We start from the raw sequence: 20,506 nt of genomic DNA, 5'->3' as shown, positions 1-20,506 counted from the left end.
CAGACGGATAGCGCTTCGTCTTGCGGGTGATACTGGCCATCCGGCCTCTCTGCTCTGGCGTCCACATCCAGGGCTTGAATCACACCCTCACCGAATTTCCAAACAGGCTCTCAGGGGATAAAAGCCGACAGCAGAATATGACATGTTAAAGGAACCGGATTTCTTTGACGGATCATCCTGACGTGTTAGAAAAAACGCATATTGCTACCACGTCGGGATATCATGTTAACGTCAACCTATCTTATTCGGCCTTTGCCGCCTCAGGCGGAGATAGAAACGGTTCCAGTTCTCAGGGCGCTGGTCGAGGCCAATAAGGCTCTGGCGGAACTGAAGGGGCGGGCGGCAACCATTCCCAATCAGGGGATCCTGATTGATACGCTGGCTTTGCAGGAAGCCAAGGCGTCTTCGGAAATCGAAAATATCGTTACCACCCAGGATGAGCTCTTTCAGGCCGATCTGTTTCCTGAAGGACCGGACTCAGTGGCGGCCAAGGAAGTCGCCCTGTATCGAGATGCGCTGCATCTTGGGTTTCGGCAGCTGAAGGAAACCGACGGGCTGATCCTGAACAAGGGGCTGATCGCGATTTTCCAGAGGCTCAAGAAGCGGGATGATGGGTTTCGAAATACCCCGGGAACGGCTCTGAAGAATGAGCGCACGGGAGAAGTGGTCTTTGTGCCGCCGCAGAACGGGCGGGAGATTATCGGGCATATGTCGGATCTGGAGCGGTTCGTGAATGATGACGGGCTCTGTGACCTGGATCCGCTCATCAAGATGGCCCTGATCCACCATCAGTTTGAGAGCATCCATCCCTTCCCCGATGGGAATGGCCGCGTCGGGCGGATCCTGAACGTGTTATATCTGACCCGGACCGGCCTTCTGGATATCCCGATCCTCTACCTGTCGCGCTACATCACTCGCCACAAAGATGAGTATTATCATCTGTTACAGAAGGTGCGGGATGAAGGCGCATGGGAAGCGTGGATCCTCTACATGCTGCGGGCCGTAGCCGAGACATCCAGGATCACCCTGGAGCTGATTGAGGGCATGCGGGCGCAGATGGCCACCATGAAGCAGCGGATGCGGACGGAACTGCCCAAAATTTACAGCCAGGAGCTGCTGAACAACCTGTTCCGGCATCCCTACACGAAAATCGAGTATGTCCAGGCAGATCTGAACATCGCGCGTCAGACGGCAGGGAAATACCTCGACCAGCTCTCAGAGAAAGGCTTGCTGTCCAAGCACCGCTCAGGGCGGAGCAATTATTATATCAACGCACCTCTGGTCCGCCTCTTCCTGGAGGTATCCGGTGGCGCATGAAGTGTATGATCTGTTTTTCGAAAATATGGAATTTTACGTATGAATCCCGTTGAGATTGAAGAAGCTGTCTCCCGGATTGCCGAGGCATCTTTTAATCCCGGGGAATTTCCTTTCGAGTTCCTGCAAGCATTCGGAAACCGCGATGTTACGATCAAGCGGCTTCGCAAGGATAACCGCTCGGACGTTTCTGGAGCGGTACTCCAGCGCAACAACATCCATCTGGCCGTTTGTCCTGAGGGGCATGTTGCCCAGACCCTGAACCTGCTCCGGGAAAGTCCCAAGACCCAGTCAGCCAAGGCGCGGTTTCTGTTGGCCACGGATGGGGTTACGTTTGAGGCGGAAGATCGCACGGAAGATGAGCACATTACCGATGTGTTTACGCATCTGGCTGATCGGTTCGGGTTTTTCCTGCCTTTGGCGGGTATCACGACCGTCCAGAAGATCAAGAACAACCCGATCGACGTTAAGGCCACGTCACGCCTGAACCGTCTTTATGTCGAACTTCTGAAGGAAAACCCCGACTGGGCAACAGAAGAACGCCGTCACGATATGAACCATTTCATGGCGCGTCTCATTTTCTGCTTTTTTGCCGAGGATACTGGGATATTCCTGAACAATCTGTTTACCAGAACCATCCAGACCATGACGGAAGGGGCCACGGATCAGACGCATGAGGTCATGGCCGAGCTGTTCCGGACAATGGATCTGGATACACGCAATGACGATCGCGAAAAGGGCGGGGTCAAATCCTGGGCCAAGGATTTCCCGTATGTGAACGGAAACCTGTTTTCCGGGACAACGGACTGCCCGAAATTCAATAAACTGGCCCGCACCTATCTTCTTCGTGCTGGTGAGCTGAACTGGGCGCAGATTAACCCCGATATCTTCGGATCCATGATCCAGGCTGTGGCCGATGAAGGGGAGCGCGGTGCGCTGGGGATGCACTACACCAGCGTGCCCAACATCCGCAAAGTGCTGAATCCTCTGTTTCTGGATAGCCTGCGTGAGGAGCTGGAAAAGGCAGGCCAGAATACTCAAAAGCTGCATGCTCTGAAAGAGCGTCTATCCGGCATTCGGGTATTTGATCCAGCCTGTGGATCCGGCAATTTTCTCGTGATTGCCTATAAGGATATGCGGGACATTCAGAGCGAGATTGATGACCGGCTAAAGATAGAGCGGGCGGAACGGAAATCCGTCATCCCTCTGGCCAATTTCTATGGGATTGAGATCCGTGATTTTGCGGTGGAAATCGCACGCCTGTCGCTTCTGATTGCTGAGTTTCAGAGTGACGAAATCCATATCGACCAGAAACAGGCCCGCCTGAATGTGCTGCCCCTGAAGGATACAGGGCATATCATCTGCGGGAATGCCTTGGAGCAGGACTGGTTTGACGTGTGCTCGCCTCAGGCGGGTTCGGAAACCTATATCTGTGGCAATCCCCCGTATAAGGGTAGTCAATGGCAATCGGCTGAACAGAAAGCAGATCTGGAGCAGATTTTCGGGCAGCGTACGAAATCTTGGAAGTCTCTGGATTATGTTGCGGGCTGGTTCATGAAGGCTGCGCATTATGGCCAGAAAACGGGTTCTTCCAGCGCATTTGTGAGCACGAATTCTATCTGTCAGGGACGGCAGGTTCCCATTCTCTGGCCTCTAATATTTTCTCAGGGTTATGAGATCAGTTTTGCCCATACATCGTTCAAATGGGCCAACCTGGCGGCTCATAATGCGGGTGTGACGGTCGCTATCATTGGGATTGCTCCTATTTCAGAGCATTCCAAAATTCTCTTTTCTAATGGAGCAGACGGGAAAACGATCCGGCAGGAGACAATGCATATCAATGCCTATCTAGTGTCTGGTCTAAACGTGGAAATTGAGGCCAGAACAAAACCGTTAGCTGATGTTGCCGAGATGCAAGTAGGCAATCATCCATACTATGGCACGGCACTGATATTCTCGAATGACGAGGCTAGATCAATTATTGAGGGAAACCCTACGGCGTCAAGATATATCCGGCCACTCTATGGTTCCAAGGAATTCATCTCAGCCTCGTCACGTTCATGCCTCTGGATTCAAGACCACGAGGTATCCGAAGCTCTGACGATACCGCAAATTGCTTCGAGAGTTCATGATGTGGCAGTTGCGCGGCGAGCAGCTAAACAGGACAAGTCAGCGCAAAAGCTTGCCAACACACCATATAAATTTAGAGAACAAATCGCGGCCACTGATCATATAATTGTCATACCAAAAGTGAGTTCGGAGAATAGGCCATTCCTTCCCGTTGGTATGCTTGGCGCAAATTGTATTGTTCAAGAGAAAGTATTTGGTCTTTATGACGTATCCATTTGGAATATGGCGCTGATTGCCTCTCGCCTTCATTGGGTGTGGATTGGAACAGTTTGTGTTCGATTGGAAATGCGTTTTTCATATTCCAATACTTTAGGCTGGAATACCTTTCCTGTTCCGACTTTGACGGAAAAGAACCGTGCCGATCTGACCCGTTGTGCCGAGGATATTCTTCTGGCGCGTGAGGCGCATTTCCCGGCCACGATTGCCGATCTGTATGATCCTGACAAAATGCCAGACAATCTGCGGGCCGCTCATGACCGCAATGACGAGGTTCTGGAGCGGATCTATATCGGTCGGCGTTTCCGCAATGATACGGAGCGTCTGGAAAAGCTGTTCGACCTTTATAGCAAGATGATCGCCAAAAAGGGCGGCAAGACGAAAAAGAAGAAGGACGCTGCCTGAGCCATGACGATCAATCCGGTTATTCCCGCTGTTTCCCTGCGTACCGGCCAGACAGGTCAGTCTGCCAGGACCAATGAACTGGGCATGCGCCCCATGCAGGAAGCAGTCTATGGGAAACGGGGCGAGCAGTATCTCCTCATCAAGTCACCGCCCGCTTCTGGCAAATCCCGTGCCCTGATGTTTGTTGCCCTCGACAAGCTGGCACATCAGGGCGTGAAAAAAGCCCTGATCGTTGTGCCGGAACGCTCGATCGGGGGCAGCTTCATGAGCGAACCGCTGAGCAAGTTCGGCTTCTGGGCCGACTGGATCGTCAAGCCGAAATGGAATCTCTGCAACGCGCCAGGGTCCGATGAAGGACAGGTTGCACGGTCCAAGGTCAAAGCTGTTGGTGAGTTTCTGAAGAGTGAAGATCAGACTTTGGTTTGCACCCACGCGACGTTCCGGTTCGCGGCGGAAGAACTGGGTATCGCGGCATTCGATGGGTGTCTGGTGGCGGTGGATGAATTCCACCATGTCAGCGCAGACCCGAAAAACAGGCTGGGATATTATCTCAATCAGCTGATTGCCCGAGATAAAACGCATATCATCGCCATGACGGGATCCTATTTCCGTGGGGATGCCGTCGCCGTGCTGTCCCCTGAAGATGAAGGGAAATTCGAGACAGTCACCTATACTTACTATCAGCAGCTGAACGGGTACCAGTATCTGAAAGAGCTGGATCTGGGATATTATTTCTATACCGGTCCTTACTTGGATGCGATTGACCGGGTTCTGGACGGCACGCGCAAAACGATCGTGCATATTCCCAATGTCAATTCACGCGAAAGTACGACCCAGAAGCACAAGGAAGTCGAGCATATCCTGTCCGTCCTGGGAGACTGGGAAGGAGAGGATATAGAGACAGGCTTTCATCTGGTGCGTCGTGCCGATGGCCGGGTGCTGCGTATTGCCGATCTGGTGGAAGATGAGCCTGTCCGGCGCAACAAGGTTGTGTCCGCCCTGAAGGATCCGGCGCAGAAGAATAACCGCGATCATGTGGACATCATCATTGCGCTGGGTATGGCCAAGGAAGGGTTTGACTGGATCTGGTGTGAGCAGGCGCTGACGGTCGGATACCGCTCCAGCCTGACGGAGATCATTCAGATCATTGGCCGCGCCACCCGCGATGCACCAGGAAAGACACGGGCCGAATTCATCAACCTGATTGCTGAACCGGATGCGTCCCAGGAAAAAGTGACGGATGCGGTCAATGACATGCTCAAGGCCATTGCCGCCAGCCTGCTTATGGAACAGGTGCTGACCCCACGTTTCGAGTTTACGCCGAAGACCGCAGAAAGTGCACCTTTGGATGGTTATGACTACGGAGAAGAAGGCTACAAGCCGAACGGCACGAATGTCGGGTTCAATGAGCAGACCGGTCAGTTCCATATGGAGATCAAAGGGCTTGTTTCTCCCAAAAGCCCTGAAGCGCAGCGGATCTGCCGGGAAGATCTGAACGAAGTTGTAGCGTCTTTTGTGCAGGATAAGCCTTCCCTGGAGCATGGTCTGTTTGACGAGGAGACGGCTCCTCAGGAGCTGACACAGGTCAGGCTGGGGAAAATCATTCGCGATCGGTATCCCGAGCTTTCGGATGATGATCAGGAGGCTGTGCGCCAGCATGCTGTGGCGGCATTCAATCTGACCCAGAAGGGACAGAAAGCAGCGGAAGAGATCACGCAGGCAGCCGGGGGAGAAGAGAAGATTGGTGGCAATACAGCCCTGATTGAGGGGATGCGGAAGATTGCCATGAATGTCCGGGATCTGGATATCGACCTGATTGATGCGATCAATCCGTTTGAGGAAGCCTACAAGATCCTGGCCAGGAGCATGAATGCAGAGACCCTCAAACAGGTTCAGGAGGTCATTGCCGGTCGTCATATTGCTCTGACGATTGAAGAGGCAAGGGACCTGGCAAAGCGCGCCCTGCTGTTCAAGAAGGAGCGAGGACGCCTTCCTGAGCTGACATCTCCCGATGCGTGGGAACGTAAGATGGCTGAAGGGGTGGCGGTTCTGGCGCGTAAGACGGCAGAGGAACGGACGAATGGCTGAACTGAGCGATGAAGAGCTTCTGGCCGAACTTGGTGTCTCGCTTGAGGCTAAAAAGAAGACTGCGCTGACAGCCGAGGAAGAGCGGATTATTGCCGGGTTTGAGGATATCTGCCGTTTCTATGAGGAACACGGGCATGCGCCTGCGCATGGAGAAGACAGGGATATCTTTGAGCGGCTTTATGCCGTGCGTCTGGATCGGATCCGGGGTTTGGAAAAATGCCGGTCATTGCTGGCACAGCGCGATCCGCATGGGCTTCTGAGTGTTTCCGGGATGGACGCTGAGAGTCCTGATCCCGATACGCTGGACGATGATGCGCTTCTGGCGGAACTGGGCATTGAGGCCGAGCCAGCAGCTGAATCCATCACTGTCCTGAAGCATGTGAAATCACGCGCAGAAGTACGGGCAGCGGAAGAAATTGCCAGCCGGGAACCCTGCAAGGATTTTGAAACCTTCCGGCCTTTGTTTGTACAGGTGAAGGAAGATCTGAAATCAGGCGTGCGGGAAACACGTCCCTTTGGGCAGGAAGCCGGTATTCGGCAGGGAGAATTCTTTATCCTGAAAGGGCAGATGGTTTATGTCGCGCATGTCGGGGAAGAGTTCGAGACAGAATACGGTCGCAGAGACAGTCGCCTGCGGGTTATCTATGACAATGGGACCGAGAGCGATGTCTTGCTGAGATCGCTCCAGCGGGCTCTGTATAAGGATGAGGCTGGTCGTCGGATTACAGATCCGACAGTCGGACCTTTGTTCGGGACAACCGTTGAGCCGGATGATCTGGAAAGTGGCACGATCTATGTTTTGAGAAGTCTGTCAGATAACCCGTATATCGCGCAGCATCGTAATTTGATTCACAAGATCGGGGTGACGGGAGGCGATGTGAAAAAGCGGATCGCCAACGCCAAGCATGATGCAACCTATCTTCTGGCTGATGTAGAGGTCGTGGCGACTTATAAGCTCTTCAACATCAATCGGACGAAGCTGGAGAAGATTTTTCACCGGGTTCTGGCTCCAGCACAGATTGATCTGACGATTCAGGATCGGTTTGGGCATCCGGTGCAGCCGAAAGAATGGTTTCTGGTTCCATTAGAAATTATTTCACAAATTGTAAGTAGAATATCTGATGGAACTATAGGTAAATATAATTACAAACCGGAAACAGTATCACTCAATTTGCTGTAGTGGATTGTATTGGTAATTTTTAAACTTATTTATAGATATTTTAACGCTTTATTTGGGAAGATTTCATTGAAATATCGATCTATTTGGCGAATAAGTTCTCTTTTATCTTAAGGTGTGTTTCTTTTTAGGAAAGATGACGCAAAAATGTAGGTTTTTATTTCAAAAAATGAGATTCACTTAAGGTAATCAATCAAACCATTTTATAGATTGGTTGGAGATAATTATTAGATGAGGAATTATGGAATTCGATCCTACATTATCTTTCTCAGATAATCTTGCCCGTTTCCAAGAGGAAGCAGAGCGTATTGATGCCGATTGCGCCAGAATTCTTTTCGACAATCTGGCGCTGCTGGCACGAGACGGTGATGCTACACGTACCCGTCAGGCCGTACAGGAATTTAATCAGGCAGTCCTTGCCGCGCTCGACAGTCTGTCGGAAGAGCCTGCGGTATGAGCCGGTATTTTCTCATCTCCGCCGCTATTGAGGGGTTTCGCGGCATCAATAATGACGGCGATCCTCTCGTTCTGAAATTCAGACACGATGCCGTTAATTCTATCCATGCGCCTAATGGGGTAGGCAAAAGTTCGATCTTCGAAGCGCTGCACTTCGCCTTGCATGGCACGGTGCCTCGTTTGGAAGGAATGCAGGATGCCGAACAGGGTGCCAGCTACATCGTCAACAAGTTCCATCCTGGGCAACAGGCAATAGTAGCTCTTGTTTTCAAAAGCGATGACGGCACGCCCGATGTGTCGATCACCGTCACCAGGACTGCGGCAGGTGAACGGGTTGTCACCTCTCCTTCCGGCTATGCCGATCCTGATAGATTCCTCACGGATCTTTGTGAAGATTTCGTTCTGGTCGATTATCCGCGCTTTGCCTCCCTTGTGGATTGCTCAGCACTGGAGCGCGGGCGCTCTTTCTCTTCGTTGATCGGTATGAGCCGGTATTCTCAGCTACGGCAGGCCCTCGACGGGGCCAAGAACACTCGCAATATCAATGGGGATCTTGGGCTCTCCGCGCTCGATACTGAAGTTACGGCAGAAAACCGCTCCTTAAGGGGAATTGAACAGCGCGTTCTCTCCGCGCATCAGGAAGTAACGGGCATGGCGGACGGCCGGATAACGGATGCTGCCGTGCTGAAAACGCAGGTAACAGCCGGACTGGCGGGTATTGCGCTTTTCATGCCGTTGCTTGCCAACTCATCGGTGATGGACGTCGATTTTGACGCCGCCGAAAAGATTGTCGATCAGGAAGAAGGCGGTGCGGCGCGGAAAACTCTCGACGGTCTCAACACTGCTGTTACGACGCTCAGCGGGTTGCAGGTCTCTGCGGCGGAATTTTCCGAAATTGACGCACTGATAACGGCGGCGCGGGCGCGCGACAATGCCATGCGCAAAGTTGGTGCGGCCAGCCTTCATGCTTTGCTAAAAGATGCGCTTGCAGTTGTGAATAGTGAGGACTGGCACGATCCGAAGGTCTGCCCCGTCTGCGAAAAGGCTGGCGAAGGGCCGCTTCAAGATCAGCTGGAAGCGAAGATTGCGCTTTACGATGAGGCCGAACAGCTCGATGTGGAGCTAAAACGGCAGGTGCAGAGTGCTGGATGCGTTGGTAAGCTTCGGCAGCTTGAAGAGCAGGCGCGTCTTGGCGTTGCGGATGTTGATCGCATCGCGCCAGTCCTAACTTTGGCCGCATTCCAGTCGTCGGTTTCGACGGCCGACTTGGAACGCGCAAAAGAGGCGCTTGGCGTGCTCGAAGCGAAGCGAGTTGATGTGATTGCGGCAGTCAATGCCGAGATCACGGAGTTGCAAGCCAGCTTGCCACCGTCGTTGGTTGCCGTCACGCGTACCCTCGGGCAAGCCAAGCAATTCCGCGACGCAATGAATGAATACGAGCGGGCCCTGCCCACGCTCGCGGCGAAACAGGCCAAGCTCGCGAAGCTCAAGCGCTGGAAAATCTTCATCACGAACGTGGCCGGTCAGTTTGCAACGGCAGAAAGCACGCTCGCCAATGCGCGCATAACAGATATTCAGGATAGTTGTCAGGAGCTTTTTGGATATCTTGTGCGCGGCGGTCCGGATGTGCGGCCGACGTTGAATCGGGCTCAGAATACTGAACAGGTTGACTTAAAGCTCGCCGATTTTTTCGGCCTTCCAAATCAAAGTGCGCGGGCGCTCCTGTCGGAGAGTTATCGCAATGCTGTCGCTGCCTCTATCTTTATGGCGGCGGCCATTCGGCATAAAGGCGTGCCGCGCTTCATGGTGCTGGACGATGTGACATCAAGTTTCGATGCCGGACATCAGTTCAGCCTAATGGATACGATCCGGACAAAATTGCGCTTTGGCGCAGCGAATGGTCTACCTGACGGGCTTCAATTCATTATTCTTAGTCATGATACGAGCCTTGAAAAGTATTTTGATCGGCTCAACGGTACGACGGAGTGGAAACACCAAAAGTTGCAAGGCATGCCGCCGCGTGGGAGGTTAATGATCGCCACGCAACAGGCGGATCGCTTGAAATTACAGGCGGAGCAATATCTAAACGCGGGACAGATAGATATCGGCGAGCCATTTGTACGCCAGTATCTTGAGTACAAGCTCAGCCAGATCATTACCCGTTTGGAAATTCCGGTGCCGCCCGATTACGCGACACGGGGCGATAAGCGTACCTTGTCTACCTATGTGGACGCGATTACGGCGGCTGTTGAGCTCTATCAGGCAGCAGGACGCTGCGTTCTCTCTATTCAACAGATCACCGATCTCCAGAACCATCACGTGCCTTCCATTATGACAAACTATGTCAGCCACTATGAGACAGGTGCAGGCAATCCGTTTAACGCCTATGCGTTGCTAGGCATTCTGCAAAGTGTGGATGCCCTTGCCGATTGTTTCTGTTGGACGGATCCTGCCAATCAGCATCGGAAATATTATCGACGACTTGATAGGCAGTGAAGAGAGGTGGCTCAGTTTATCCAACGAGCTTTTGGATTAAATAGACTATAGTCAGATTGGGACAACCCGGAGCCACGGTGTATCAAGGCCTGCATGGTGGTTTTTCCGGGAGGGTTCAAATGGGACAGCGCGCGGTCATCTATTGCCGGGTTTCCACGGCCGATCAGTCCTGCGCGCGCCAGAAGGACGAGCTTAAGCGGTTTGCCGAACGCGCGGGCTATGAAGTGCTGGGCGTTTTCATGGAGACCGGCTCTGGCGTCCGGGTGGATCGGGCCGAGCGTCGAAAGGTCATGGCACTGGCCCAGGCCCGTGAAATTGACGCCATTCTGGTGACGGAGCTGTCCCGCTGGGGGCGCTCGACCATTGATCTCATCTCCACGCTTCAGGAGTTGGAGAGCTATCGTGTTTCCCTGATCGCCATAACGGGGATGACGTTCGACCTGGCGACACCACATGGACGAATGCTGGCGACGGTTCTGGCCGGAATCGCTGAGTTCGAACGGGATCTGATTAGCGAGCGGGTGAAGTCTGGTCTGGCCGCTGCCAAGGCACGCGGGAAGGTTCTCGGCCGACAGAAAGGAGAGCGGCCAAAGTCTGATCGTCTGGCCCCGAAGGTTATGGCGTTGGTAGCCGAAAAGCGGAGTTATCGGTGGATCGCCCGGGATCTAGGAATCAGCAAGAACACTGTTGCTGCCATTGTGCAGAGAGATAAGGTGAGACCTTCTCTTCCCTCGTAGAAAGTGTATACAGGTATAAGATTATACGTGTAGAGGTGTAGCATGAAGGTTCTTGCTGTTCTTTCGCAGAAGGGCGGTGTCGGAAAAACGACGCTTGCAACCTGTCTCGCTGTCGCGGCTGAGCAAGCGGGTAAGGTTGTTGCTATTATTGATTTGGACCCACAGGCGACAGCCTCTTTCTGGAAAGACGTACGCCAGCTCGATACACCGGCTGTGGCTTCAATTCAGCCGATACGTTTGCCTGCAATGCTCAAAGCCTGCGCGGATGCGGGTACTGATCTTGTGATTATCGACGGAGCTGCTGTTGCGCGTGATGTAGCTTATGAAGCGGCGCGGCATGCTGACTTCGTTCTCATTCCAACGAAGACGGCCGTGTTCGATACAATGAGTATGACACACACATTGGATGTGGTTCGTCAGCTCGATAAAGCGTTCGCTGTCGTTTTAACTTTTGTGCCCCCCCAGGGGCAGGAGACAGGGGATGCCATTAAGGCCGTAACCGAATTGGAGGCAACGGTCTGTCCGGTGACAGTAGGAAACCGCAAGGCATTTTTCCGTGCACAGGCGGCGGGACAGGCTGTGCAGGAATTCGAAGCACATGGACCAGCAGCAAACGAAATTAAGCGTTTATACGAGTATACAGATATACAATTATACAAAAATCGGGAGGTAGTGTGATGGCAAAAAGCAATACGCTACAAGCGATGCTTGATCGCGCCAAAGGTAGTGGTGAGGCAATGCCAGCCCTTTCCCCGAAGCCAGATATATCATCCCGTAAACCTACGCTGAATGGTCGTAAGGGGACCAAGTTGATCGGTGGGCACTTTTCTCCTGAAGTCAGCACCCAGCTTCGTATTATAGCGGCCGAAGAGGGAACGACGGTTCAGAGTTTGCTTGGAGAAGCATTGGACGATCTGTTTGTGAAGAAAGGACGAAGCAGGATCGTTAGCGGATAAGTATACATTTATACACGTATACAATTATACACGTAAGCTGTGTCTAGCGTATAGGGTTGCGTTTGTGTCGGTTGCGGCAGAATCCGACAAACGCGGCGCTGGGGTTTTGCAACTGTGGTTGTCCGCTATCATTCCACCATGACACCCATTCATCATAGAGTGCGTAGACATCATATCCTGGAGCAACTCCTCTAGCGTCATGGAAACCCTCGGGATCGATAAATGGTTTCTGGAGCTTTGGCTCTATTACCTTGACGGTGTCCATCGTTTCCCGATTGCGGAAAGTAACTGTGTTGCTGTTTATTTCGACAGCATAATCAGGCAAGTGGTTATTGATTGCCAAGTCACGGAGCATTGAGCGAAATACGCGAATATGGCTACTGGCCCCCGTTTTTTTCTGTAAAATTTCTATAGAAACAACCCATTTTTCCTGAGCACCACAATGCTTGCGTGCAAGTTCGTATATTCTCCGTTCAAGTGGTTTGCGTAAACGGAAATAATCGCGATGTAATGTCAGTACACTTCGGCCTTCGATCATTCTGAATAGCCATTCGGACAGCGTTACCTTAATTTCGGACATTTGTCCGGAATTGGTCTTACGGACAATTCGCCATTCATTGATAAGACCAAAGCCTTCGGTGATTTCTTCTCCATTAGCTTTGATGTTGGTGGTGATCCGTGTGCCTGCTAAGCGCTCAAACGCGCTCCGAAGCCGCTTATAGCCATCACCATCGGTTTGACGGTTGGTCCACACCAATAAATCGCGTGCGGTAAGGTGGAGAGTTCGATTTGGCTGCTCACCTTGATTCATTTTCGCGATAAGCTGCGAAATGCAATAGATAAGGATATCCTTGTCATGGATCGTCGCGAGCCCTTTGACGCTCGGAACGATCTCAACTGTATTGCCATTGTGCTCGTATCGGAAAATGCGTCGATCAGGTTTAGTGGCAAGCGAGAAAATTGGATGTTCCATCGAGGCCATATCGTCTTTGGGGATGGCATCAAGGACATCACAAATAAAAAGATCTGGTGTCGGATATCGTTCCGGAAGTAGAACTGAACGTCCATCAATGTTCGGGGTTTCATTGACGGTAAGTGCCTGTTCGGGGTTTCGTTGACGGGTTGCTTTGATTCGGGGTTTCATTGACGATCAGTTTAGGTTCGGGGTTTCATTGACGCAAGAGCTAGATTCGGGGTTTCGTTGACGCAGATTCGGGGTTCTGGAGTCACTAGATTCGGGGTTTCGTTGACGCAAGCGGCCCCAAAACGCTGTTTTTGTATTTTATTTTCAGTCAGTTACGTGTTTGTGGAAAACCCTTAACACTACTATTAACACATAAATTAACACTCTAAGGCTGTGGATAACTTTTCATTCTCTGCAATCTTTAGCCAAATTGAACCCAAGCACCGCCTCTTGGGGGCTTCGCCCCCGCCGGCTCGCGGCCTACGGCCGCCCCGATCGCGCTTCGCGCGATCTCCCACCCGGCATCCCCCTGCTCGCCCTTTCAGGGCTGCGCTAAACGGACACGCCTACGGCGCGAAATCATAATCTGACGATGCATTCCCGCATCGTCTCTCCACCAGCACCTTCCTCTCCCGCGTCGGCGCCTTCGGCGCCCTACGGGGCTCCCGCTCCGCGCTCGCCCGACGCCTGCAACACCCGAAGAACCGGGCAAGACCGTAATCTGCTCAAGACGCACCGGTGTTCAGGCGATCATTCAGCAGCTCACGTGTTGCAGCATACCCGTCAGACGCCACAGGATGGCCGTACAGGCGTTCCCGTGTGTGGTGGCTAGTTTGGGGGGGGTGGGCAGTAACGAGAATTGCGCTTTGTGCGGCCTCCCAGGGCGCTCTGCGGGCCTTGCCGGGGATTGATAGGCTGGCCATTTCCTGTTCGTCCGTTCAGATATCCTCCTCCTGACTTTCAGCGGGATGGTTCTGATTGAAAAACCCAAGCGTTAGGGATATGGTGCATTATGCCGACGCTTCTACGCATTAATGGATTTCGTGTCGTGATTTACACGGCAGATCATGTGCCAATGCACGTTCACGCCATAAGCGCGGATGGAGAAGCGGTGATTGAAATTGGCAGGAAAGCCCGACTGATACGAGCAGGTGGCATGAAAGATAAGGTCATACAGGAAGCCCTTGTCATCGTGCAGGACCACGCTGAGATGTTGGCTGAAGCATGGGAGAAGATACATGGCGAATGACATGAACTATCAGGCCGCTCGTGAAGCAGACGCGCTTCATAGAGCGACAATTCCTCATGCGGTCTCCGCACGGTTTATCCGTGCTCGCCGCGCTCTTCACGTCACGCTCTCCAACGGTGTTGAGATGAGCGTGCCTGTGAGTCTGATACAAGATTTGCAGGACGCTTCCCTGAATGATCTGGCCGATATCGAGATCACTCCGCTGGGTAATGGCCTTCACTGGCCCCGTCTCGACGCCGATGTTCTGGTCGAAGGTCTGATCCACGGTATCTACGGTTCCCGAAGCTGGATGGCAGCACAGATGGGACGCGTAGGCGGATCGTCCGCCAGCCAGGAAAAGGCAGCGGCAGCACGCCGGAATGGTGCTAAAGGCGGTCGGCCAAGGAACGTCGCGTAAGATAGTCACCGCCTTTCAGGCGGTAGGGAACTGTCGTGCCACGTCTGCTCGCTGCAACGACCATTCTTGCCCAAAGGGTGGACCGATACGGTCCACCCTTTGGCTGAAGGGCTCGGGTTTTCCAAGCCCTTTGGGCATGCCCGCGCCAACGGTGCAATGGTGTATGAGGACCCGCTATTTATGGGTAGGCGCAATGTCGGCCTCGGGTATGTCGATGGGTCGTCGTAAGGGTAACCGTAGGGTCGTGAAACGGTCGTTCCATCAATGCGTCAGGGATAGTCGTGACCATTGCATTCTGCGTCACCTTCCTGCGGTGTGCGAGAGCGTCCCCTTTATTGCCCGGGTTGTAGCAGGGGGAGCAGGTTATCCGTGCCAAGGCTGGCGGCCCATGCCTTCATGGCTTCCGCACTGATCACCAATCCGGCCTCTACCTGGGCGAGGGCATGACGTGTGGCTTCGTCCTTCCAGGCTTCCCAGTCGTCGTGATCGGTATGATCCGCCTTCATGTCCCGTTTCTCCCGGTCTGAACCTTCAGGCCAGTTTTGGCCTGCGTCCGCGTTTCTTCTCTGGCAGGCGTGTGACCGGCGCTTCAGCTTCCGATACGTTCGAAGGTTCTGGTGTCGCCTTGACGGTCCGCCCCAGTCCGTTCTCCTGTGCCAGAGCAGAGCGTCGGGCTGCGTAAGATGGGGCGGTCATCGGGTAGCTTTCCGGGAGGCCCCATTTTTCCCGATACTGTTTTGGCGTCATGCCATAGGCGGACTGGAGATGACGCTTGAGCATCTTCATTTTTTTCCCGTCCTCCAGGCAGACAATGTAGTCTGGAAACACGGATTTCTTCACAGGCACGGCCGGCACCAGATCCGGTGTTCCGGCCGTCGCCTGTCCCGGACCGCCAAGCGCCTGAAACACCGTTGTGATGAGGCCGGGAAGGGTATCCGCCGGAACCGTATTGCTGCTGACATAGGCTGTGACAATCCGGGTCGTAAGCTCCCGCAGCGTGTCAGCTTCGGATGATCGTGTCTCGTGGTCAGTCATGGTCACGTCTGCCTGTTGTCCTGTCATGTTCCCGGTCCCTGTCGAAGGCATGAAGCCCCGCACGCCTCCAGCGTGCTTTCAGGTCAACCGGAGCAGTATCATTGCTGCCCTGGAGCTGTCCTGCAATGTCCAGGAAGGCCCCGAACAGGGTGGCGCGGTCGTCATCTGTCAGATCGACCAGTCCTGCCTTCTGGACCAGGCCGCCCAGTTCGATCAGATGATGGGTGCGTTCCCGTCGCGCCTTCGCCCAGTCGCGCATGTCAGTGCGTGCCTTTCGTGCCTGATGGCGATGGATCAGGGCTTCCTGCTTCCTGATCCGTCTTTCAAGCGCCAGAAGCTCCGTTCTGATCGTGTCCATTTCCTTTCCGGCTGCCCTTTTTTCCGCCTGCCTGAAAGAACGCCGCTCCCCGTTCGGTCCACCTCGCGACGGCTTCGGATTTACTATCCGCCTGTTCGACAGCCGCAAGCAGAACACCAGCAAGAGCCTCGATCGATAAGGTATCGGCCCCCGTTGCTTCGACCAGTTCACCGAACTGGACAATTCTCTTGGCCTTTAACGCACGTGCCCGTTTCTGAAGTTCTTCTAGTTCCGCATCTATGTCCCGTGGTTTGCGCATTGTCGATCCCTTATTCTTCTGGTCTGTGGCATACTTTATCACACAGGCGAGAACCGCGTCACTCATCCAGACAAATCAACCTTTATGGCGCAGTAAAATGTAAGTGCGCGCTTATACGTCACTTCGTGACATGCGCTTAAGGGGTGTGATAGGATCGTGCTCATGGCGATCTATCACCTGCATGCAAAGGTCATCAGCCGTGCCACCGGCCGGAGCGCCGTGGCGGCGGCAGCCTATCGTGCAGCGTCCCGCCTGCATGATGTGCGGCTGGATCGCGACCATGACTTTTCCAACAAGAGCGGGGTGGTGCATTCCGAGATCCTGCTACGCGATGGCGCGCCGGAGCGGTTTCTTGATCGGTCTGTTCTATGGAACGAGGTCGAGGCGATCGAGAAGCGCAAGGATGCCCAGCTTGCCCGCGAAGTGGAGTTTGCACTCCCACGCGAAATGACCCAGGCGCAGGGGATCGCGCTGGCACGGGATTTCGTGCGTGAGCAGTTCGTGGAACACGGCATGGTCGCCGATCTCAATGTACATTGGGATATTGGTGAGGACGGACAGGCGAAGCCGCATGCCCATGTGATGCTGTCCACGCGGTCTGTGGATGAGAACGGGTTTGGTGCGAAAGAACGCTCGTGGAATGACAAGGACTTGCTGCTGACATGGCGGGAGCGATGGGCGTCACTTGCCAATGAACGGCTGGCCGAACTGGACCTGGACGTGCGGATCGATCATCGGTCGTTCGCGGCACAGGGGATCGACCTTGAGCCGCAGAACAAGATTGGTCCGGCTGGGATGCGCCGGGAAGAGCGGGGCGAGGATGCGGAACGGGTCGCTGATCATCTGGAGATCGCGCGACGCAATGGTGACAGGTTGCTGGCCGAGCCGCATGTGGCGCTGGAGGCGCTGACCCGGCAGCAGAGCACGTTTACCCGGCAGGATCTGGCGCGGTTCGTGGACCGGCAGACGGTGGACGCTGAACAGTTTACGGCCGTCATGGTTCGGGTGGAGGCATGTCCGGAGCTGGTCGCGCTCGGGAAAGACGGGCACGGGCAGGAGCGGTTCTCCACGCGCGCGATGATCGGGGTCGAGCAGCGTCTGGAAGAAGCGTCGCTCGCGATGGGGCTGTCCCAGGGGCATGCGGTGCCGCTGGCGGTGCGTCGGGCAGCGATGCAGCATTCCGGTCTTGGGGACGAGCAGGCGCTGGCGGTGGGCGAGGTCACGAAGTCCCGCGACCTGTCCGTGGTGGTCGGGTATGCCGGGACGGGGAAGAGCACCATGCTGGGTGTGGCCCGTGCGGCATGGGAAGAGGCCGGGTACCGGGTGCGCGGGGCGGCGCTGTCGGGGATCGCGGCGGAAGGGCTGGAAGCGGGGTCCGGGATTGAGAGCCGGACGCTGGCGTCCCTGGAGCGGGCGTGGGAGCGTGGGTTCGACCTGCTGGAGCGCGGGGACGTGTTGGTGGTGGACGAGGCCGGCATGGTGGGGTCACGGCAGATGGAGCGGGTTCTGTCTGTCGCCCGCGAAGCCGGGGCCAAGGTGGTGCTGGTGGGTGATCCCGAACAGTTGCAGGCGATTGAGGCGGGTGGTGCGTTCCGGGCGGTGGCCGAGCGGGTCGGGTCGGTGGAAATCACCACCGTACGCCGGCAGCGTGAAGGCTGGCAGCAGGCGGCTACGAAGGAGCTTGCGACCGGGCGGACAGAGCAAGCGCTGGGACGCTATGAGGCGGCTGGCCTGGTGCGCGGGCATGGCACGCTGGAAGAGGCGCGGGCCGGGGTCGTGGCCGGGTGGGAGGAAGCCCGTCAGGCTGCGCCAGAAGAAAGCCAGATCATGCTGGCGCATCGGCGTGTCGATGTGCGGGCGCTGAACGAGGCGGCGCGGGAGATCCGGCGGGAGGCGGGTGAGCTGGGTGACGACGTGCTGGTGCCGACCGCCCAGGGCGAGCGGATGTTCGCGGACGGGGAGCGTGTTTATTTCCTGCGCAATGACCGGGAACTGGGGGTGAAGAACGGTACGCTGGGTACGGTGCGGGGTATCATGGGGTCTCTTGAGGCTGGGGATCTCGTGCTGTCGGTGCAGCTCGACGGGCCGGGTCGTGCCGGGACTGGCCGGGTCGTGTCCGTGTCGGTGGCGGATTATGACGCGCTGGATCATGGCTATGCCGCCACCATCCACAAATCGCAGGGTGTGACGGTGGACCGGGCGCATGTGCTGGCGACGGGGAGCATGGACCGGCACGGGGCCTATGTGGCGCTGTCGCGGCATCGGGAGAGCGTGTCCGTCCATTGGGGCCGGGATGATGTGGGCGATCGGGACGGGCTGGTGCGGCGGCTGTCGCGCGAGCGGCAGAAGGATACCACGCTGGATTACCCGCATGTCCGGGATCGGGATACCGGGTTCGCGCGGCGGCGCGGGCTGTCTGTTCCCGAGAGCGAGATCGTGGTGGAGCGCGGCAAGGCCGCCTCAGGCCCCCGGCAGGACAGGCAGGCCGAAGCTGTCCGTAAGCCAGAGCCGGCACCGGCACAGCAGAAACGCGGAATGTTCGACGGGCTGGACCTGTCCGTACGGCCAGAGCGTCGTGCGGCGGAAAAAGACGTGTCGGCCGGGATGGAGGCTGAGGCCGGAAAGGGGGAGAGTGGGGTTGAGCGTGAAGCTCCCGCATCTCCCTTTGCCGGGTTGCGGCTGCCCCGTGTGCAGCGTGAGCAGGTGCCGGCCGGGCTGGACGGGTTTATACCGGGGAGTGACCCGCTTCAGCAGGCGGTGGAGCGGTATGCGCGGGCCTGGGTGGATGCCGAGCGCATGGTGCGCCAGGAGTTGCCCGTGCTGGAGCATCAGAAGAAGGCGCTGTTTGAAGCCGGGCGGGATCTGGAGCGGGCCCGGCGTGGCGGTGAGGCGGATCTGCGGGCGGCGCTGAAGCATCAGCCGGAGATCCGGCAGGCGCTGTATGGTCTGGAAGGTCCGGCACGGGCGCGCAGGCTGGTCGAGGGGCTGGAGCATGAAGACAGGGTGCGGAAGAGTCCGGATTTGCGGGCGGCGCGGTTTGTGAAGACGTGGGACGGGCTGAGCCGCGAGCAGCAGAGTATGGCGCTGAAAGAGCTGAAGCGGGATGCGCAGCTTGAGTCCGTCCTTCGGGAGAAAAGCCGCGAACTGGGCATCCGGAAGGGATCGACGCTCGATCACGGGTTGCAGCCGCAGCGCACGCGCTCGCTGTCGCGTTCCAGGGGGCGGGATATGGATATGGGGATGTAATCTGCTTGAGACGGGTGATGTTAATGTGTATGTTTTTCTAAGGAGATACACATCATGCGAACCAACATCATTATTGATGATACCCTCATGACAGATGCGCTGAAGGCGTCTGGCGTCAAAACCAAGAAGGAAGCGGTCGAACTCGGGTTGCGGACGCTGATCAAGCTGAAGCAGCAGCGGGAACTCCGTACCTTGCGGGGAAAGCTCGACTGGCAGGGTGATCTCGATGCCATGCGTTCCGACGCATGATCCTGGTGGATTCCTCGGTCTGGATCGATTTTTTCCGAGGTACGGTGACGCCACAGGTTGAGGTTCTGGACCGGCTTCTGGGAGAAGAACCTGTCGCCATTGGGGATCTGATGATGACGGAAGTTCTTCAGGGATTTGCGAGCGAACGGGATTTCAACAAGGCGCGGAGACTGCTTGGCGCTCTGGATCTGGTGGAGATCGGGGGGCGTGATGTCATGATCGAGGCAGCACGATATTTCCGTGACCTGCGTGCCAGAGGCATCACCATCCGGAAAACCATTGATACCCTGATTGCCACACGATGTATCGTAAGCGGGTATCGGCTCCTTTACAGTGACCGGTACTTTGATCCGTTTGTGACACATCTGGGGCTGGAACGGGTTGTCTGATTTCGGCGCGGTGACTGGAGAGGACATGCAGAAAAAAGAAGAGGCCGTTCGGCTGGGATCGCTTCTGGGGGCCATCGGTCGTGAGGCCGGTGTGCGTGATCAGGATACCGCGGTCTTGCAGACCCGCGATCAGACCCCGGCCGAGGCAATGTCCTTCGAATGATCCTGCTGCTTGATACCAACGTGATCATGGAGACGAGGAGGCCCGTCCCGGAGCAGCGTGTTCTGGCCAGCCACGACGTGTCGCCTTTCGAGGCGGCTGGTGTGCGGGTTTGGGGATATCTGATGTCCGAGACAGATCCAGCAGCGCGCGCGTTTGAGGACCTGTGCGCCGAAATGACGGTACTCCGGCGGAGCGTGGAAGCGTTGCCGCAGGCGTGGCGGG

General features: G+C 55.6%; 20 protein-coding genes and 1 pseudogene. 16 read left to right on the top strand and 5 right to left on the bottom strand.

All coding sequences use genetic code 11. The annotated features are described in order from the left end of the window. The first annotated feature begins 222 nt into the window (after positions 1-222). The 9 genes from GOB87_RS13980 to GOB87_RS13940 all read left to right on the top strand — a co-directional run bounded on the left by GOB87_RS13980 (position 223) and on the right by GOB87_RS13940 (position 11,975). Positions 223-1,317: a Fic family protein gene (locus GOB87_RS13980; protein ID WP_166318087.1), complete on the top strand. Its 1,095-nt coding sequence runs from the start codon at positions 223-225 to the stop codon at positions 1,315-1,317. Between the two features lie 39 nt (positions 1,318-1,356). Further along, positions 1,357-4,065 (top strand): class I SAM-dependent DNA methyltransferase, encoded by a 2,709-nt coding sequence (locus GOB87_RS13975; protein ID WP_166318084.1) that lies wholly within the window; start codon positions 1,357-1,359, stop codon positions 4,063-4,065. Positions 4,066-4,068: 3 nt separating this feature from the next. Further along, positions 4,069-6,153: a DEAD/DEAH box helicase gene (locus tag GOB87_RS13970; protein ID WP_166318081.1), complete on the top strand. Its 2,085-nt coding sequence runs from the start codon at positions 4,069-4,071 to the stop codon at positions 6,151-6,153. Then, the gene (locus GOB87_RS13965) at positions 6,146-7,333 is read left to right on the top strand and encodes a GIY-YIG nuclease family protein (protein ID WP_166318078.1); all 1,188 of its coding nucleotides are present in this window, start codon (positions 6,146-6,148) and stop codon (positions 7,331-7,333) included. The genes GOB87_RS13970 and GOB87_RS13965 overlap by 8 nt, the downstream gene beginning before the upstream one ends. Before the next feature lie 238 nt (positions 7,334-7,571). Further along, on the top strand, positions 7,572-7,787 hold the full coding sequence (locus GOB87_RS13960) for a hypothetical protein (protein WP_166318075.1): 216 nt from the start codon (positions 7,572-7,574) through the stop codon (positions 7,785-7,787). Continuing rightward, positions 7,784-10,282 carry an ATP-binding protein gene (locus tag GOB87_RS13955; protein WP_166318072.1) on the top strand — a complete coding sequence of 833 codons (2,499 nt, stop codon included), beginning with the start codon at positions 7,784-7,786 and terminating at the stop codon, positions 10,280-10,282. Before GOB87_RS13960 ends, GOB87_RS13955 begins: the two co-directional genes overlap by 4 nt. 119 nt (positions 10,283-10,401) lie before the next feature. Next, positions 10,402-11,019: a recombinase family protein gene (locus GOB87_RS13950; RefSeq protein WP_010517288.1), complete on the top strand. Its 618-nt coding sequence runs from the start codon at positions 10,402-10,404 to the stop codon at positions 11,017-11,019. A 42-nt stretch (positions 11,020-11,061) separates the two neighbouring features. Continuing rightward, complete coding sequence (locus tag GOB87_RS13945; protein WP_166318069.1) at positions 11,062-11,697, top strand: ParA family protein; 636 nt, start codon at positions 11,062-11,064, stop codon at positions 11,695-11,697. Next, complete coding sequence (locus GOB87_RS13940; protein ID WP_232272626.1) at positions 11,697-11,975, top strand: ribbon-helix-helix domain-containing protein; 279 nt, start codon at positions 11,697-11,699, stop codon at positions 11,973-11,975. Before GOB87_RS13945 ends, GOB87_RS13940 begins: the two co-directional genes overlap by 1 nt. Positions 11,976-12,018: 43 nt before the next feature. On the opposite strand, the gene GOB87_RS13935 is transcribed toward GOB87_RS13940, so the two are convergent. Then, positions 12,019-13,119: a replication initiator protein A gene (locus tag GOB87_RS13935; RefSeq protein WP_166318066.1), complete on the bottom strand. Its 1,101-nt coding sequence runs from the start codon at positions 13,117-13,119 to the stop codon at positions 12,019-12,021. Positions 13,120-13,951: 832 nt separating this feature from the next. Between GOB87_RS13935 and GOB87_RS13930 the strand changes: the two genes are divergently transcribed. Next, complete coding sequence (locus tag GOB87_RS13930; RefSeq protein ID WP_242006454.1) at positions 13,952-14,188, top strand: DUF4160 domain-containing protein; 237 nt, start codon at positions 13,952-13,954, stop codon at positions 14,186-14,188. Next, complete coding sequence (locus GOB87_RS13925; protein WP_026019903.1) at positions 14,178-14,585, top strand: DUF2442 domain-containing protein; 408 nt, start codon at positions 14,178-14,180, stop codon at positions 14,583-14,585. Before GOB87_RS13930 ends, GOB87_RS13925 begins: the two co-directional genes overlap by 11 nt. 332 nt (positions 14,586-14,917) lie before the next feature. Here GOB87_RS13925 and GOB87_RS13920 read toward each other — a convergent pair whose 3' ends face one another. The 4 genes from GOB87_RS13920 to GOB87_RS13905 form a co-directional block, all read right to left on the bottom strand. After that, the gene (locus GOB87_RS13920; RefSeq protein WP_166318063.1) at positions 14,918-15,091 is read right to left on the bottom strand and encodes a hypothetical protein; all 174 of its coding nucleotides are present in this window, start codon (positions 15,089-15,091) and stop codon (positions 14,918-14,920) included. 25 nt (positions 15,092-15,116) lie between these two features. After that, the gene (locus tag GOB87_RS13915; RefSeq protein ID WP_166318060.1) at positions 15,117-15,620 is read right to left on the bottom strand and encodes a MucR family transcriptional regulator; all 504 of its coding nucleotides are present in this window, start codon (positions 15,618-15,620) and stop codon (positions 15,117-15,119) included. Further along, complete coding sequence (locus GOB87_RS13910) at positions 15,613-15,879, bottom strand: conjugal transfer protein TraD (protein WP_166318090.1); 267 nt, start codon at positions 15,877-15,879, stop codon at positions 15,613-15,615. Before GOB87_RS13910 ends, GOB87_RS13915 begins: the two co-directional genes overlap by 8 nt. A 64-nt stretch (positions 15,880-15,943) precedes the next feature. After that, positions 15,944-16,303, bottom strand: coding sequence for a conjugal transfer protein TraD (locus GOB87_RS13905; protein WP_166318057.1), 360 nt, complete (start codon positions 16,301-16,303; stop codon positions 15,944-15,946). Positions 16,304-16,399: 96 nt separating this feature from the next. On the opposite strand from GOB87_RS13905, the gene traA reads away from it, so the two are divergent. From traA to GOB87_RS13880, 5 genes and pseudogenes are all read left to right on the top strand, one after another. Further along, entirely contained in the window at positions 16,400-19,483 is a 3,084-nt protein-coding gene (gene traA / locus GOB87_RS13900; RefSeq protein WP_166318054.1) for a Ti-type conjugative transfer relaxase TraA, read from the top strand. 54 nt (positions 19,484-19,537) lie between these two features. Then, positions 19,538-19,732 carry a type II toxin-antitoxin system VapB family antitoxin gene (locus tag GOB87_RS13895; RefSeq protein ID WP_010512615.1) on the top strand — a complete coding sequence of 65 codons (195 nt, stop codon included), beginning with the start codon at positions 19,538-19,540 and terminating at the stop codon, positions 19,730-19,732. After that, positions 19,729-20,121 (top strand): type II toxin-antitoxin system VapC family toxin, encoded by a 393-nt coding sequence (gene vapC / locus GOB87_RS13890; protein WP_166318051.1) that lies wholly within the window; start codon positions 19,729-19,731, stop codon positions 20,119-20,121. The genes GOB87_RS13895 and vapC overlap by 4 nt, the downstream gene beginning before the upstream one ends. 25 nt (positions 20,122-20,146) lie before the next feature. Then, positions 20,147-20,284 carry a plasmid stabilization protein gene (locus tag GOB87_RS13885; RefSeq protein ID WP_166318048.1) on the top strand — a complete coding sequence of 46 codons (138 nt, stop codon included), beginning with the start codon at positions 20,147-20,149 and terminating at the stop codon, positions 20,282-20,284. Positions 20,285-20,310: 26 nt separating this feature from the next. After that, positions 20,311-20,506 (top strand): annotated as a pseudogene (locus tag GOB87_RS13880) (hypothetical protein); the annotation flags it as partial.

The sequence above is a fragment of the Acetobacter estunensis genome, assembly GCF_011516945.1.
Lineage (GTDB): Bacteria > Pseudomonadota > Alphaproteobacteria > Acetobacterales > Acetobacteraceae > Acetobacter > Acetobacter estunensis.
Note: the sequence above shows the minus strand (reverse complement) of the source record. Positions and strands in the feature narration are given on the sequence as shown.

Coding starts and splice junctions, on each gene's coding strand:
- GOB87_RS13975 (WP_166318084.1), top strand. CDS start 1,357: ATGAATCCCGTTGAGATTGAAGAAGCTGTCTCCCGGATTGCCGAGGCA.
- GOB87_RS13950 (WP_010517288.1), top strand. CDS start 10,402: ATGGGACAGCGCGCGGTCATCTATTGCCGGGTTTCCACGGCCGATCAG.
- GOB87_RS13885 (WP_166318048.1), top strand. CDS start 20,147: ATGCAGAAAAAAGAAGAGGCCGTTCGGCTGGGATCGCTTCTGGGGGCC.
- GOB87_RS13905 (WP_166318057.1), bottom strand. CDS start 16,303: ATGAGTGACGCGGTTCTCGCCTGTGTGATAAAGTATGCCACAGACCAG.
- GOB87_RS13980 (WP_166318087.1), top strand. CDS start 223: ATGTTAACGTCAACCTATCTTATTCGGCCTTTGCCGCCTCAGGCGGAG.
- GOB87_RS13945 (WP_166318069.1), top strand. CDS start 11,062: ATGAAGGTTCTTGCTGTTCTTTCGCAGAAGGGCGGTGTCGGAAAAACG.
- GOB87_RS13940 (WP_232272626.1), top strand. CDS start 11,697: ATGGCAAAAAGCAATACGCTACAAGCGATGCTTGATCGCGCCAAAGGT.
- GOB87_RS13935 (WP_166318066.1), bottom strand. CDS start 13,119: ATGAAACCCCGAATCAAAGCAACCCGTCAACGAAACCCCGAACAGGCA.
- GOB87_RS13970 (WP_166318081.1), top strand. CDS start 4,069: ATGACGATCAATCCGGTTATTCCCGCTGTTTCCCTGCGTACCGGCCAG.
- GOB87_RS13895 (WP_010512615.1), top strand. CDS start 19,538: ATGCGAACCAACATCATTATTGATGATACCCTCATGACAGATGCGCTG.
- GOB87_RS13920 (WP_166318063.1), bottom strand. CDS start 15,091: ATGAAGGCGGATCATACCGATCACGACGACTGGGAAGCCTGGAAGGAC.
- GOB87_RS13965 (WP_166318078.1), top strand. CDS start 6,146: ATGGCTGAACTGAGCGATGAAGAGCTTCTGGCCGAACTTGGTGTCTCG.
- traA (WP_166318054.1), top strand. CDS start 16,400: ATGGCGATCTATCACCTGCATGCAAAGGTCATCAGCCGTGCCACCGGC.
- GOB87_RS13910 (WP_166318090.1), bottom strand. CDS start 15,879: ATGCGCGACTGGGCGAAGGCGCGACGGGAACGCACCCATCATCTGATC.
- GOB87_RS13915 (WP_166318060.1), bottom strand. CDS start 15,620: ATGACTGACCACGAGACACGATCATCCGAAGCTGACACGCTGCGGGAG.
- GOB87_RS13960 (WP_166318075.1), top strand. CDS start 7,572: ATGGAATTCGATCCTACATTATCTTTCTCAGATAATCTTGCCCGTTTC.
- vapC (WP_166318051.1), top strand. CDS start 19,729: ATGATCCTGGTGGATTCCTCGGTCTGGATCGATTTTTTCCGAGGTACG.
- GOB87_RS13925 (WP_026019903.1), top strand. CDS start 14,178: ATGGCGAATGACATGAACTATCAGGCCGCTCGTGAAGCAGACGCGCTT.
- GOB87_RS13930 (WP_242006454.1), top strand. CDS start 13,952: ATGCCGACGCTTCTACGCATTAATGGATTTCGTGTCGTGATTTACACG.
- GOB87_RS13955 (WP_166318072.1), top strand. CDS start 7,784: ATGAGCCGGTATTTTCTCATCTCCGCCGCTATTGAGGGGTTTCGCGGC.